Origin of the sequence: Bacillus sp. FSL E2-8868 (assembly GCF_038005505.1) — a bacterium.
GTDB lineage: Bacteria > Bacillota > Bacilli > Bacillales > Bacillaceae_G > Bacillus_A > Bacillus_A mycoides.
In genome coordinates, this window is record NZ_JBBOTI010000001.1 from 396,827 (window position 1) to 411,595 (window position 14,769).

Here is a 14,769-nt window from a genome sequence, read left to right on the forward strand (position 1 = left end):
AAAGAAATGAAAAGTGAGGAAAGAATTTTGAAGACGTTATATATTAACTACACTGGTTCGGAAAAGCGTGTTGCGATAGAAGAGAAGCAAAAAGTTGTCGAGCTTTTATGGAAACGGAATGAAGAGCAGGAGATTGTCGGACATATTTATGTTGGGCGTATCGTAAGAACAATTGCTGGAATGAACGCAGCCTTTGTAAATATCGGATTAGAAAAACATGCATATCTTTCATTTGATGATGTACCATCTTCATATCGCATACATGAAGGACAGGCGATACTTGTACAAGTTGTGAAAGAGGCAATTGATACGAAGGGGCCAAAATTAACGGCGAAGATAGAATTTACCGGAAAATATGTCGTTTACATGCCCTATGATGACATGCGCGCTGTTTCTCGGAAAATAAAAAATAATAAAAGAAGACAACAGTTACTGGGAATTGAAGTAGAAGGAACAGGTGGATACATTTTCCGTTCTGCTTCTGAAAAAGGAACGATCGATGAAATACAAGCTGAAATGCAAGGGTTGCAGCAGTTATATGAAGAGCTAAAAAGAAAAGAAGATCAAGGGAAGGCGCCCTTACTACTTCATCAACCAGCGACGTTTTTAGATCGTGTATTTCAGGAGAACCCAATTGAAACAATTGAAAAAATAGTTGTAGATACGAGAAGTATAGTAAAAGAATTAGAAGAAAAAGTAGGGAAAGAAAGAGTATCCTTTTATAATGAAAAATCTTCGATGTTTAACCATTTTGGAATAGATCGTGAAATCGAGAAAGCACTTCAAAAAATTGTGTGGCTACCAAATGGTGCCTATCTAATTGTAGAACAAATGGAGACGATGACTGTAATTGATGTGAATACAGGTAAATTTACTGGAAAACAAAATTTACAAGATACCGTATTTCGCACAAATGAAATGGCTGCTGAAGAGATTGCTCGTCAATTAAGACTTCGTGATATTGGCGGGATGATATTAATTGATTTTATTAATATGAAAAGACGAGAAGATAAAGAGAAGGTAAGAGAGCGTTTAATGATAGCTTTACAAGATGATCGCACATATACAAGAGTGCTTGGGTTTACAGAGTTAGGTATTTTAGAGATGACGCGTAAGCGCAAGAAACATTCGTTACGTGACGTATTATTAGAAGAGTGTGCGCCTTGTAAAGCGACAGGTTACGTTATATCTAATGAAACAATTGCGTATGAGCTAGAGAGAGAGCTTATTACTTATGGTAATATAGAGGATGAAGCTGTATTGATTGGTGCTTCAAAAAAAGTACAAAAACATTTTTCACAAAAAGAATTACAAAAAAATATTCCATTTGAAATTTATTTCAAAGATGATATTATCGAAAAGTACGCTATTATCCGTTTTGGAAGTAAGAAAGAAATTGTAGAACGGAAAAAATAGTTAGCAGAACATTCATTGACAATAGTCAATGAGTCATGGTAATATTTTTATGTTATAGTTTATAGCACCTAAACTGCTATATGCTACAACCGCACAAGACAGGTTCCCTAAAGACATTTTATGTCTACCTCGTTTTTGGCGAGTCTTAGTAATTAAGAGGAGGTGCAAGTATGTACGCAATTATCGAAACAGGTGGAAAACAAATTAAAGTTGAAGCTGGTCAAGCAATCTACATTGAAAAATTAGATGTTGAAGCTGGTGAAACTGTTACTTTTGACAAAGTTCTTTTCGTTGGTGGCGAAAACGTGAAAGTTGGTAGCCCAGTTGTAGAGGGTGCAACAGTTACTGCGAAAGTTGAAAAACAAGGTCGCGCTAAGAAAATCATCGTTTTCAAATACAAAGCGAAAAAGAACAATCGTAAGAAACAAGGTCATCGTCAACCTTACACTAAGCTAGTAGTTGAAGCTATCAACGCTTAATTCTGGTTAAGATGATTAAGATTACGATAAGTCGCACGAAACTAGGAAGTATCCGATCATTTAAAATGACTGGACATGCCAATTATGCGCCACATGGACAAGATCTTGTCTGTGCTGGAACTACAGCGGTTGTGTTTGGTTCTATAAATGCAGTGGAAGAACTTTGTAATGTGCAGGCAACTATTGAACTCGGAAGTGATGGCGGATTCTTGACGTATGAATTGCCTAATGATTTAGACGTTCATACAGCAGAAAAAGCACAAATACTTTTAGAAGGATTGGTTGTTTCACTTAAGACGATTGAACTTGATTACGGAAAGTATATCCGTTTAATAGAAAAAGTGCAGGAGGTGTAACGTATGTTAAGATTAGATCTTCAGTTTTTCGCATCTAAGAAAGGTGTAGGTAGTACAAAGAACGGTCGTGACTCTCAGTCAAAACGTCTTGGTGCTAAACGCGCAGATGGTCAAACGGTTTCAGGTGGTTCAATTCTTTACCGTCAACGCGGTACAAAAATTTATCCAGGTGTTAACGTTGGTCGTGGTGGCGATGACACTTTATACGCGAAAGTTGACGGCGTAGTACGCTTTGAGCGTCTTGGTCGTGACCGCAAACAAGTGAGCGTATATCCTGTTGCTCAAGAAGCATAAGAACTCACGGAAAACTCTAACCTGAGTGCAGGTTAGAGTTTTTCTATATTAAGGGGTATCTAAATGAATGAAAAATGGACAATTATAGATGCGTTGAGCCACTCGAGACATGATTGGCTCAATCGTTTGCAGATGGTTAAAGGAAATCTTTCCCTTGGAAAAGTGGAAGAGATTCATAGGCTCATCGATCGTTTTGTCCAAGAAGCGAGACAAGAATCCAATCTGATGGGGCTATCAATGCCTTTATTTTCAGAGTGGATTTTAACATATAATTGGAAACAGCAACCGTGCTTATTGGAGTACGAAGTATTAGGGAAATTACATAACTTATCTCATCTAGATGAGACTGTATGTACATGGACGAATCAGTTTTTCTTAATGCTTCAGCATAGTTTAGACGTATATGTTGAAAATTATGTTTGTATCACAATTGAAAGTGACGCGGAGAATGCTCGTTTCTTTTTTGATTTTCGTGGAAAGCTAACGAATGTAGAAGAACTACAAACGTGGCTTGCGAACGAAAACAATAAATGGTATTCCATTTCTTATACAGTACGAGACGAAGAAGTCTCAGTTATATTACAACTAATCGAAAAAAGTGTGGTGAAATAATGTTTGTAGATCAGGTCAAGATATATGTAAAAGGCGGCGACGGTGGTAACGGAATGGTTGCGTATCGTCGTGAGAAGTATGTACCTAAAGGTGGCCCAGCAGGTGGCGACGGTGGTAAAGGTGCAGATGTTGTTTTTGTTGTTGAGGAAGGCTTACGTACATTAATGGACTTCCGCTACCAACGTCATTTCAAAGCTGATCGCGGTCAGCACGGAATGAGTAAAGGTCAGCACGGTCGTAAATCTGAAGATTTAATCGTAAAGGTTCCACCAGGAACAATAGTGAAAGATGAAAAAACAGGTGAAATTCTTGCCGATTTAGTAACGCATGAACAAACAGCTGTAATCGCAAGAGGTGGCCGTGGTGGCCGTGGTAATTCACGTTTCGCAACAGCGACGAACCCAGCGCCAGAAATCGCTGAGAACGGGGAACCAGGTCAAGAACGTGATGTCACGCTAGAACTTAAAGTGCTAGCAGATGTTGGACTTGTTGGATTCCCAAGTGTAGGTAAATCTACATTATTATCTGTTGTATCATCAGCACGTCCGAAAATTGCAGAATATCACTTTACAACAATCGTTCCGAATCTTGGTGTTGTTGAAACTGGTGATAACCGCAGCTTCGTTATGGCTGACCTTCCTGGACTAATTGAAGGCGCACACTCCGGCGTTGGACTTGGACACCAATTCTTACGTCATATCGAACGTACACGTGTAATTGTACACGTTATCGATATGTCTGGTTTAGAAGGACGTGAGCCATATGAAGATTATGTCACAATCAATAATGAACTAAAAGAATACAATATGCGTTTAACTGAGCGTCCACAAGTTGTTGTTGCAAACAAAATGGATATGCCAGATGCAGAAGAAAATTTACAAGCATTTAAAGAGAAATTGGGAGACGAAGTGAAAATTTTCCCAATCTCAGCTGTAACGAAACAAGGTGTTCGTGACTTACTATTTGAAGTAGCGAACTTATTAGAAACAACACCAGAATTCCCAATGTACGATGATGTAGAAGAATCTGAAGCAAGTGTAATGTACAAATTTGAATCTGAATCTAATTTTGAAATTACACGCGAAAGTGATGGCACATTTGTTATTTCTGGTTATGACATTGAGAAAACATTCAAGATGACAGACTTCTCACGTGATGAATCTGTACGCCGATTTGCTCGTCAAATGCGTGGAATGGGTATTGATGAAGCCCTTCGTGCACGTGGTGCAACAGACGGAGATATTGTGAAAATTCTTGAATATCAATTTGAATTTATCGATTAAGACTGCCGAAATATGGCGGTCTTTTTTTTTCGTTATTTGAGTCCAGTAAAAACCCAATTCATATAGGTGAACCATAAGTCGATATAGGAAAAAATCCCCATTGATTAAAGTTTCAATTTATAATAGAAAAAGGAGTGATTTTAGAAGAATATTTTATGGGGAGAAAAGGAATATGTATAAAATATTAATTGTAGAAGATGATGAAAAAATTGCAGAGATATTAGAGGAGCATTTAGAAAGGTATGGATATCAATCTTTCAGAGTGAGCGATTTACGGCATATAAAAGATGAGTTTGTAAAAGTAAGTCCTCATCTTGTGTTACTTGATATTAATTTACCATACTTTGATGGCTTCTACTGGTGCCGCCAAATCCGCACTGTATCGAATGCACCGATTATTTTTGTTTCTGCAAGAACAGGGGAAATGGATCAAGTAATGGCGATTGAAAATGGCGGAGATGATTACATTACAAAGCCATTCCATTTAGATATCGTAATGGCAAAGGTGAAAAGTGCACTCCGCCGCGGGTATGGTGAGTATGCTTTGGCCGCGGAAAGTGACTGCTTAGGTGTTAATGGATTGTTATTATTCCCATCACAGCACACAGTAGAGTGGAAAGGTCAACAAACGGAACTTACAAAAAATGAGTTTTATTTATTAGAATGTTTAATGAAACAAGCAAATCAATACGTGACACGTGAAGAGCTGTTAGAGGCTTTATGGGATGAAGTAGCTTTTGTTGATGATAATACATTAACCGTGAATGTAAAGCGTGTAAGGAAGAAACTTGAGGAGTTAGGCATTAAAAATGCAATTGTCACAAAGCGTGGGTACGGTTATGCTCTTCTTACTGAGTGGGGCGAAGGGCATGAAGGTTAAAAATTACCTCATAGAACGTTTTTCCTTAATCCTTTCTTACATTATAAGCCTTTGTTTATTTGGACTCGTATTGCAGTTGCAAAGCCTTTTAGAAAAGCGTGCGCTGGACTGGAGTACATGGTTATACGGACTTTTATTAGGGACAGTTGTGTTTAGTGTATACCTTATTTACGATTACCGAAAACGAAGTGTGTTTTTAAAGAGGATAGAACAGTATATTGCCGGTGGACATACATTACATGACTCTTTACTTATCGATACTTCTTATACGTCAGAGCAAGAAATGGTCGTTGAAGCGTTTACGCTATTAAGGCAGCAATATATGAATGAAGTTCATAAGCAGCATGCAAAAGAGCAACAGCAAATGATTTTTATGAACCAGTGGATCCATCAAATGAAAACACCAGTATCTGTTATTGAATTATTGTTACAGAAATATGGTAAGGAACACCGTGAAGCAAGGGGAACGATTGAAAGTATTCGTGAAGAAAATAACCGTATTTTAAATGGGTTAGATTTAGCGTTACATATGGCAAGGTTAGATCAATTTTCGAAAGACTATAAAGTAGAAGTAGTAAATGTTATAGAGGTCATTCGAGATATTATTAATGAAAATCGGAAGTCGTTCATTCAATCTTCTGTATTTCCGAAAATGATGTTTGAAGAAGAGACTTGTATGATTGCGTCTGATAGAAAGTGGCTTAGTATCGCGATGAGCCAAATTGTTGTGAATGCAATTAAGTATACAAAAATTTCAGAAGCAGAGAAAAAAGAAATTCAATTTCAAATTGAAGAGAAAGATCAAAAGGTGTTATTACATATTAAGGACAATGGGATTGGTATTCCTGAGCAAGATGTAAAGCGTATATTTGATCCGTTCTTTACGGGAATAAACGGCCGTAAAACAAGGGAAGCGACAGGTATGGGTTTATATATTACGAAGGAAATTTGCGGTAATTTACATCATGGAGTGTATGTACAATCAACTGAAGGGGAAGGAACAACAGTTACGTTCCAATTTGCAAAAGATGAAGAATATCATACATTAATGAGAAAAATGACAAAACTGTAAGATAACAAAACGTTTTGTAAGGGAAATCACTCGTTTCTTTTTCTTATTTTTCTTATAGTAAATGTAAGAAGAAAACACGTAGGGGGATTAGAAATGAGTGTTCTTGAAGTAAAAGGGTTAACAAAGGTGTATCAATCAAAAGGTTCAGTAGCGACGACTGCTTTAAATGATATAAATTTTAAAATTGAAGAAGGCGAGTTTGTAGGGATTATGGGGCCTTCAGGAAGCGGAAAAACAACGCTTTTAAATTTATTAGCAACAATTGATAAGCAAACTTCAGGTCATGTGCTTGTAAATGGTGAAGAAATTAATCAAATGCGTGCTACAAAATTGGCGGAATTTCGCCGTACACATCTAGGATTCATTTTCCAAGATTTCAACTTACTTGATACATTATCGATTAAAGAAAATATTATTTTGCCGCTTGTAATGGCGAAGAAATCTGTAAAAGAAATTGATGCGAAAGTACTTGAAATTGCGAGGTTTTTAAACATTGAAGAAATTTTAAATAAAAAAGTATACGAAGTATCAGGTGGACAACAACAACGTGCAGCAGCTGCAAGGGCGATTATTCATGAACCAACATTAATTTTAGCGGATGAGCCAACAGGAAACCTAGATTCTAAGTCAGCGAAATCATTAATGGGAGCACTTCAAGATTTGCATGAGCAAAAGAAAGTAACGATTGCAATGGTAACACATGATCCAGTAGCCGCTAGTTATTGCGAACGTATCCTTTTCATACGTGATGGAGAGATTTTTTCAGAAATACATAAAGGAAGAACGAAGCAAGCCTTTTTCCAAGAAATTTTAGACGTACTTGCGATGCTAGGAGGAGAATATCATGAACTTTCGCCAGCTCGCGCTTAATAACGTAAAAGGAAATTGGCGTAATTATAAAGCGTTTCTTATTAGTAGTTGTTTATCGATTGTCGTATTTTTCATGTATGCTTCCTTCATTTATCATCCAGATGTCGTAAGCGGTAATATTAGTATGAAGACGATGATTACAAAAGGGTTAGAATCGATGAATTATATTGTAGTCATCTTCTCAGCACTCTTTATTTTATATGCGAATTCAACGTTTTTACGAGCAAGAAAAAAAGAATTTGGCTTATTAACGTTAATAGGTGGAACAAAGTCTCAGCTCGGCCGAATGATTATATTAGAGCAACTGATGTTAGGGAGTATTGCCATTGTAGTAGGTATTGGGATTGGAATGCTTTGTTCAAAACTTTTCTTCCAAGCACTCAGTGTCTTACTAAAAATTGATAAAACACTGCCGCTTGTGTGGAATGGAAAAGCAGTTCTTATTACAGTTGGCATATACTTTGTCCTCTTTTTAATACTATCATTGTTTAGTGTTTGGACAGTAGGCCGCTTGCAAATTATTGATTTATTAAGAGAGGCAAGAAAACAAAAAGTAGAACCTTTTGCATTTACATGGTTAGGGGTAGTTGGTATAGGCTGTATTATTGCTGCGTATATACTTTGTTTCCAAGTAACAATTATGAATTTCATTATGTATTTCTTACCAATTGTCGGACTGACGATTGGCGGAACGTATTTACTATTTACGCAAGGAAGTACAGTCGTATTAAAGGCATTGCAAAAACGAAAACAATCTTTTTATACGTATCCCAATATGTTTGTACTTAGCAATCTTATTTATAAAATGAAAGATAATGCTCGTTTTCTATTTGTTATTTCTATTATTACGGCGGTTGTTTCTTCAGCGGTTGGTACGCTTTATGTATATTTTGAAAATATGAGTGCGAAAACGATAGAGCTTACACCGCATGCTATTTCATATGAGGAAAAGGGACTAAATACGCATAGCCTGATTAATGAAGAAAAAGAACAAGAGATTGTAAAAAAACATGGGTTTGAAGATGCACGAAAAGTAACTTACGTAAAACTACCTGCAACACAGAAAATAATGTTGTTTAACAGTGAACGTGAAGTACCAATGACGATTATTTCAGAAAAAGAATATAACGCGGAAGTGCGTAAACAAAAGAAAGAGCACATTACAGAGGTTCATAATGCACCAGGTAGTGCGACGATGGTTATGGTTGATGCAGCAAATGAACTTATGGAGATAGATCGTACGAAACCGTATGAATTTACAATCAACGGACAAATGCAGTCTGCTCAATTAAATGAGCCAACGTCATATTCTGTTTTTAATGATAGCGAATATCTCATTGTGAATGATCAAGATTTTGAGAAATACGAAAAGCTCGTACCAGATGAAGAAAAGACGAAATATTATGGTTATTATATTGAAGACTGGAAAAGTACGGAAGACCTTGTGCTAGATTTGAAAAAGGAAATTGCACCAGAAAAGCAAGGGGAATTGAGAAACGCAGTGTTCGCTTATAAAGATATAAGAGAAGGTGGAGCGATTACAATGTTCATCGGCTTCTTCGTAGCAGTACTGTTCTTCTTCTTTGCTTGTAGCATGACATACTTTAAATGGTTTAATGATAAAGAACAAGATCGTATTCAATTTAAGTCATTAAAAAGAATTGGTATGACAGATAAAGAAATTCGTAAAATTGCAATTCGTCAGATGGGTGTTATCTTCTTTATCCCAATTTTAATCGGTACAATTCATAGTGGGTTTGCTCTTCAGACGTTAGGGAAAATGCTTTATATCGATTTATGGAAATCAGGTGCGATTGTAATAGGGGCTTATATTTTAGCTTCTGCCATTTACTTTATGATCGCGCAAAGAGGATATTTAAAACACGTGAAAAGCTAGGGAAACCTCTAGCTTTTTGCCTATGTAGTAAGGTACAGGAGGACGATAGATGAACATTCGGCAACTGGCGCTACAAAATATAAAGGGAAATTGGCGTAATTATAAAGTGTTTTTCTTAAGTAGTTGTTTTGCCATATTTGCTTCTTATGCATACATGTCTGTCATTGTACATCCGTATATGCAAGAGACGATGTGGTATCAAAATGTACGCTGGGGACTTATCATATGTAACGTTATAATTATTTCTTTTTTCGTCATATTTATTTTATACTCTACTTCTATTTTCATAGAAGCACGTAAGAAAGAATTAGGTTTATATATGTTAATGGGAGCGACGAAGTCTAACGTAATAGGAGTGATTATGACCGAGCAAATATTGATCGGAATTTTCGCTAATATTTTCGGTATCGGGCTTGGCATGATTTTTTTGAAACTCTTTTTTATGGTGTTTAGCATGTTACTTCATCTTCCGAAAGAACTCCCTGTCATATTTGACATGAGAGCGATTGGTGTAACGTTTGTTATATATATGCTCGTCTTTGTTCTGTTATCTTTTATAAGTGCTTTACGTATATGGAATATAAAAATCATACGGTTATTAAAAGAATTTCGAACAGATAAACGAGAGAGGAAAACATCAAAGTGGCTTTGTTTATTCGGCTTTGCTTGTTTAGGAACGGGATATGCGCTAGCGCTACAAGTGACGATGCCAACGATAGCATTATACTTTTTACCTGTGTCTATACTTATTTTTTTTGGAACGTATTTTTCTTTTACACATGGTGTTAGCCAATTGTTAGAAGTGATAAAACGAAATAAAAAGATTATGTATACATATCCGTATTTATTTATAGTGAATCAATTGTCACATCGAATGAAGGAAAATAGTCGCTTTTTCTTTCTGTTGTCTATGGCAACAACGTTTGTCGTTACGGCGACAGGTACGGTGTTCTTATATTTTTCTAGCATGCAAGATATGTGGCGTGGCGGAGGAGTACACTCATTTTCATACATAGAAAAAGGTACTTCTGCTCATGAAGTTTTCGAGAAAGACAAGGTTGAAAACTTATTACATCAATATGGATATGATAATTTTCAATATATGAGTTTTGTTGGAGTGTATGCATCCTTTCAGTCCAATAAGGGAGAAACAGAGGTAGCACCGCTTATAAAGGGAAGTGAATACAATCAAGAGGCAAGAAAACAAAAACAGAAAATGTATTATCCTAAAAAAGGAACAGTTACACTTGTCTATTATAATAAACGCAATTATCCAAATGTATATAATCAAAAAGAGATTCAATTGCAAGTAATGAATCAAGCGTATCCATTCGCATTTAACGGTCAGAAAGAAGGGATACAATTTAACTATCACCCTTCATACATTAATGGTCTGTTTTTTGTCATGAATGATGAAGATTTTAACAGTATAGCAAATACAATTCCGGATTCTGAAAAAATGATATATAGAGGTTACACATTACCAAATATCGAAAATACGAAAGAATTAAACGAAGATTTACGGAAACATATGAAACAAGATAATAATGATGCATTTCGAAGTAATATGGAGTTATATGTGAATATGAAAGAGTTCGGTAATCTTACTCTATTTGTAGGCTCATTCATTAGTATATTATTCTTCCTTACTTCATGTAGTATCGTATATTTTAAATGGTTTCATAATATTGCATCGGATCGTAAGCAGTACGGGGCACTCTCTAAACTTGGGATGACAAAGGAAGAGGTGTGGAAGATTTCTCGTTGGCAATTATGTATGCTATTTTTTGCACCTATTATAGTAGGAAGTATGCATAGTGCAGTTGCGTTATATACGTTTCATAATACTCTCTTTATGGACGGTTCATTAAGGAAAGTGGGCTTGTTTATTCTGTTTTACATTGCTGCATGTATCATTTATTTCTTCTTTGCTCAAAGAGAATACAAGAAACATTTAGACTAGCGAATGTTAGTCTTTTTTTAATATTCGAAATTTACATAGAAGAATATAAAAAAGTATGGTATAACAGTAAGAAAACGAAAAAGAGAGGGAAAAGACGATGATTCGAGTAGGATATTTAGGACCAGAGGCAACATTTACAAATATGGCGGTGAGTCGTTTTTTTCCGGAAGCAGAGCATGTACCGTATCGAACGATTCCAGATTGTATTGATGCAGCCGCAAATGAAAACGTAGATTTCGCAGTTGTACCGTTAGAGAACGCCATAGAAGGTTCAGTTAATATAACGGTTGATTATCTCGTACATGAGCAGCCACTTTCCATTGTAGGAGAAATTACAGTGCCAATTCAGCAACATTTACTCGTACACCCGCAGTACGAAGGAGTGTGGAAAGAAGTATACGCTGTACATTCTCATCCACATGCCATTGCACAGTGCCATAAATTTTTAAATGAGGAATTAAAAGGGGTAACCGTTCGCGATATGACATCAACAAGCGCTGCTGCACAATATGTGAAAGAACATCCTGAAGAAAAAATTGCAGCTATTGCAAATGAAGCAGCGGCAGAAAAATACGGATTAACAATTGTAAGGCGTGAGATTCATACGCATAAAAACAATCATACACGTTTCCTTGTTCTCCATAAGAAAAAGAAAGCAGTACTCCCAAATAACGGAGAAAACCGAGGAGAGAAAACGACGCTTATGATAACGTTACCTGCTGATTACGCAGGGGCACTATATCAAGTGTTATCAGCTTTCGCATGGAGAAAATTAAACTTATCCAAAATTGAATCGCGCCCGATGAAAACAGGCCTTGGAAATTACTTTTTCTTAATCGACGTCGACAAAGCATACGATGATGTATTATTGCCAGGCGTAACAATGGAACTTGAAGCACTCGGGTTTTCTGTTACTGTGCTGGGGAGTTATTCTTCTTATTGGTTGTAAGGGGAGTGTTTGTCGTATTTTGTAGTTAAGTCGATATAATTTCGGTCGCTAGTATACCGTATGATAGATAAATCCCACCTATAAAAGGTGGGATTTATTATTTTAACTTCGAAAGACGATCCTCTAACTGACCACGCCAAATCTCGGCTAGTTCTTGTACAGCAAGAACCTTCTCAATGCCATCTTTATCTTTCCTATTATGAAAATAAATTTCGTTAGAGAACAAAACAGATACATTGTTTGATGGACGCTCTAGTAATGTAATTTTAGAATCTTTACGCACAGTACCTTCTTGAAGAACGCGGCATAAGTAGCCAGTATATCCGGTTGCTACAATGCGTGGTAAAATGCCAGGAATACCGACACGTTTTGAAATTGTGCTACAAGGTACGCGAGCTTGTGTTACTTGAATGATTGCTTCGCCTAGTTGATATGTATCTCCGATGCAAACATCACGCTCTAACATATTTGTTACGGTAATGTTTTCGCCAAATGTGGAAGCTGGAAGTGTAGTTTGAAATTCCTCTTCCCATAGTGCGTAATGCTCGTGTGGGTACACACAAACTGCGCGATCAGGTCCCCCGTGGTGTTTTAAATCCGCTACATCATCACCACGGAATCCGTCTTTTGAGAGGAAGGCCTCTTCTGTAGGATCTTTACATATACCTGTTATCATTTCTTTATCTTCGCCATATTTCATTTGTTTCGGTTTACCAGTGCTAAAGTGAACGAGTTCAATCCCCATAGTTGATCTCCTTTACAATTGATTTCAATATTATATCACTAAAAAAGCACAGAGAATGATAAAAAACTCTGTGCTTTACATTAATAAACGAGAAATCCAGCGCGGTCTAGTGCCTCACAAGCGGCATCTAATTTCTCTTTAGAATCTGCTTCAATTGTATGTAAGTGAATACCATCTGTTAGTTGCGAAAGATAGGAAGCGTTTGTGTTTTCGATTTTTTGTAAATATTGCTCTACATCGAAGCGATTACTTACCATAATCGATGCTGTTAAGTCGCCGTATACAGGATGCTCAACTTTTACGTCTTTAATTGTAACGCCGTGGTCAACTAACATAGTAAGTTCTTGACGTACTTCTGCCGGTTTATGTTGGCATACGATTACGCGTTCAAAAGCTTGTTGTCTTGTTTGTGGCTTTAAATATAAATACCCTTGTGCAGTCGCAATAATTGGTTCATTTCGTGCTTTTAGTAAGGAAATGTCTTGAACGATAACTTGCCTACTTACGTTTGTCTTTTTAGATAGCTCATTCCCCGATAACGGTTCATTTGCAGCAAGAAGCCACTCGAGGATGAGTTGTCGTCTTTCTTCGCCTAAAATCTTTTTTTGATCATTTTGTTTCATTATGATTTAACACCTCTATAAAATTGATTTCCAATTGTGTGTAGTGCATGAATAGTTGTATCAATTTGTTCTTTCGTTGTGTGATGTCCGAAAGAAAAGCGGACATATTGTTTTGCCTCTTCATACGTTTTTCCAATTGCAAGCATTGTTTTTGAAGGGTCTTGTTTACCGACTTGGCAAGCACTTCCAGTTGAAATGGCTATACCATGACGGTTACATTCTAACATTGTATACTGACCTTCTATTCCTTTTATTGTAACCCCAATAATATGTGGTAAACAAGAAGTAGAATGTCCTTTCACTTCAATTTCTAGAGGAAGTGTTTGTAATTGCTCTAAAAAATAAGATCGTAATTGTTTAAAACGAAAGCTCTCGTCCTTTTGATTCTTTAATATATGCTCTGCGGCTGTTAAAAAAGCAGCGATTCCAGGAACGTTCACTGTACCAGGGCGAAAGCCTTTTTCATGAGAAGTTCCTGGAAATACTTGTTCCCAGCGAACTTGGGGATTTATATAGCAAGCTCCAACTCCTTTTGGTCCGTATATTTTATGGGCTGAAACAGAGAGGCTATCAATCTCCATCGCTTTAACGTCTATTGGAAGTTTACCAAACGTTTGAACACAATCCGAATGAAATAAAACATTATATTTTTTTAAAAGTGCTCCGATCTCTGCAATGTTTTGAACGGTCCCGATTACAGAGTTTCCGTGCTGTATACTTGCTAGAGCAGTATCTTCTGTAATAGCTGCTTCTAAATCTACTAAATGAATTATCCCACTTTTATCAACAGGAATCTCAGTAATAGTATAACCTTGCGATTGTAAGGATTGAAAATAACTTCGAATCGATGCATGTTCCATAGGTGTCGTAATAATGTGCTTTCCATTTCTAGCATTTAGAAGGGATTGAATCGCAAGGTAGTTAGATTCTGAACCGCCGCTTGTAAAGAATACACCTTGTTCCTTACCCCAAATCATTTCTGCAAATGTTTCTCTACAAACTTGCAATAAAGATGATGCGCTTCCGCCGATATCGTGTAAACTTTGTTCATTTCCGAAATATTTCTTTGCTGCTTCTACATATGTTTCTAAAGCTTCTTCGCTCATAGGTGTTGTCGCTGCATAATCTAGATATATCATCATGTAATTTCCTCTCTTCAGTAAGAGTGACATTTGTCCCGCGTTAACGGGCAGTAAGACTCCCGCCTCAAAATTTGGCGAATGCGAGGAAGTTAGGTGGGAGTCGGGCTGCCCGTAAAAGCCCGATTGGTTCAACTAATAATCAGTGGGGGAGGGACAAAACCCCCACTGATTAAAGTTTCACTTTATTT

The 14,769-nt window shown here is 36.8% G+C and carries 15 protein-coding genes and 1 other annotated feature; of the genes, 12 read left to right on the forward strand and 3 right to left on the reverse strand.

Annotated features, from left to right (window positions below; genetic code table 11):
* Positions 1-6: 6 nt before the first annotated feature.
* The 12 genes from NSS74_RS02160 to pheA all read left to right on the forward strand — a co-directional run bounded on the left by NSS74_RS02160 (position 7) and on the right by pheA (position 12,071).
* A complete protein-coding gene (locus tag NSS74_RS02160; protein ID WP_113935649.1) occupies positions 7-1,416 on the forward strand; it encodes an Rne/Rng family ribonuclease in 1,410 nt (469 codons plus the stop codon).
* 77 nt (positions 1,417-1,493) lie between these two features.
* Positions 1,494-1,572, forward strand: a sequence feature (ribosomal protein L21 leader region).
* A 14-nt stretch (positions 1,573-1,586) separates the two neighbouring features.
* Positions 1,587-1,895: a 50S ribosomal protein L21 gene (gene rplU, locus NSS74_RS02165; protein WP_000270907.1), complete on the forward strand. Its 309-nt coding sequence runs from the start codon at positions 1,587-1,589 to the stop codon at positions 1,893-1,895.
* Between the two features lie 11 nt (positions 1,896-1,906).
* Positions 1,907-2,251 carry a ribosomal-processing cysteine protease Prp gene (locus tag NSS74_RS02170; protein ID WP_002138477.1) on the forward strand — a complete coding sequence of 115 codons (345 nt, stop codon included), beginning with the start codon at positions 1,907-1,909 and terminating at the stop codon, positions 2,249-2,251.
* A gap of 3 nt (positions 2,252-2,254) precedes the next feature.
* Positions 2,255-2,545 carry a 50S ribosomal protein L27 gene (gene rpmA / locus NSS74_RS02175; RefSeq protein ID WP_000944957.1) on the forward strand — a complete coding sequence of 97 codons (291 nt, stop codon included), beginning with the start codon at positions 2,255-2,257 and terminating at the stop codon, positions 2,543-2,545.
* Between the two features lie 63 nt (positions 2,546-2,608).
* A complete protein-coding gene (locus NSS74_RS02180) occupies positions 2,609-3,157 on the forward strand; it encodes a sporulation initiation phosphotransferase B (RefSeq protein WP_002015377.1) in 549 nt (182 codons plus the stop codon).
* Positions 3,157-4,440 (forward strand): GTPase ObgE, encoded by a 1,284-nt coding sequence (gene obgE, locus NSS74_RS02185; protein WP_002015378.1) that lies wholly within the window; start codon positions 3,157-3,159, stop codon positions 4,438-4,440. Before NSS74_RS02180 ends, obgE begins: the two co-directional genes overlap by 1 nt.
* 172 nt (positions 4,441-4,612) lie before the next feature.
* A complete protein-coding gene (locus NSS74_RS02190) occupies positions 4,613-5,320 on the forward strand; it encodes a response regulator transcription factor (RefSeq protein WP_002034150.1) in 708 nt (235 codons plus the stop codon).
* Complete coding sequence (locus NSS74_RS02195; protein ID WP_033707976.1) at positions 5,310-6,392, forward strand: HAMP domain-containing histidine kinase; 1,083 nt, start codon at positions 5,310-5,312, stop codon at positions 6,390-6,392. Before NSS74_RS02190 ends, NSS74_RS02195 begins: the two co-directional genes overlap by 11 nt.
* Before the next feature lie 93 nt (positions 6,393-6,485).
* The gene (locus NSS74_RS02200; protein WP_340813164.1) at positions 6,486-7,262 is read left to right on the forward strand and encodes an ABC transporter ATP-binding protein; all 777 of its coding nucleotides are present in this window, start codon (positions 6,486-6,488) and stop codon (positions 7,260-7,262) included.
* Entirely contained in the window at positions 7,237-9,159 is a 1,923-nt protein-coding gene (locus NSS74_RS02205; RefSeq protein WP_340813165.1) for an ABC transporter permease, read from the forward strand. Before NSS74_RS02200 ends, NSS74_RS02205 begins: the two co-directional genes overlap by 26 nt.
* A 49-nt stretch (positions 9,160-9,208) precedes the next feature.
* Positions 9,209-11,122, forward strand: coding sequence for an ABC transporter permease (locus NSS74_RS02210; RefSeq protein WP_340813167.1), 1,914 nt, complete (start codon positions 9,209-9,211; stop codon positions 11,120-11,122).
* Between the two features lie 97 nt (positions 11,123-11,219).
* Positions 11,220-12,071 carry a prephenate dehydratase gene (gene pheA / locus NSS74_RS02215; RefSeq protein ID WP_340813170.1) on the forward strand — a complete coding sequence of 284 codons (852 nt, stop codon included), beginning with the start codon at positions 11,220-11,222 and terminating at the stop codon, positions 12,069-12,071.
* 97 nt (positions 12,072-12,168) lie between these two features.
* Here pheA and NSS74_RS02220 read toward each other — a convergent pair whose 3' ends face one another.
* From NSS74_RS02220 to NSS74_RS02230, 3 genes are all read right to left on the reverse strand, one after another.
* Positions 12,169-12,816 carry an MOSC domain-containing protein gene (locus tag NSS74_RS02220; RefSeq protein ID WP_002129246.1) on the reverse strand — a complete coding sequence of 216 codons (648 nt, stop codon included), beginning with the start codon at positions 12,814-12,816 and terminating at the stop codon, positions 12,169-12,171.
* A gap of 80 nt (positions 12,817-12,896) precedes the next feature.
* On the reverse strand, positions 12,897-13,439 hold the full coding sequence (locus tag NSS74_RS02225; RefSeq protein WP_002034157.1) for a transcription repressor NadR: 543 nt from the start codon (positions 13,437-13,439) through the stop codon (positions 12,897-12,899).
* Positions 13,439-14,581, reverse strand: coding sequence for an IscS subfamily cysteine desulfurase (locus NSS74_RS02230; protein ID WP_340813172.1), 1,143 nt, complete (start codon positions 14,579-14,581; stop codon positions 13,439-13,441). Before NSS74_RS02230 ends, NSS74_RS02225 begins: the two co-directional genes overlap by 1 nt.
* Between the last annotated feature and the right edge of the window lie 188 nt (positions 14,582-14,769).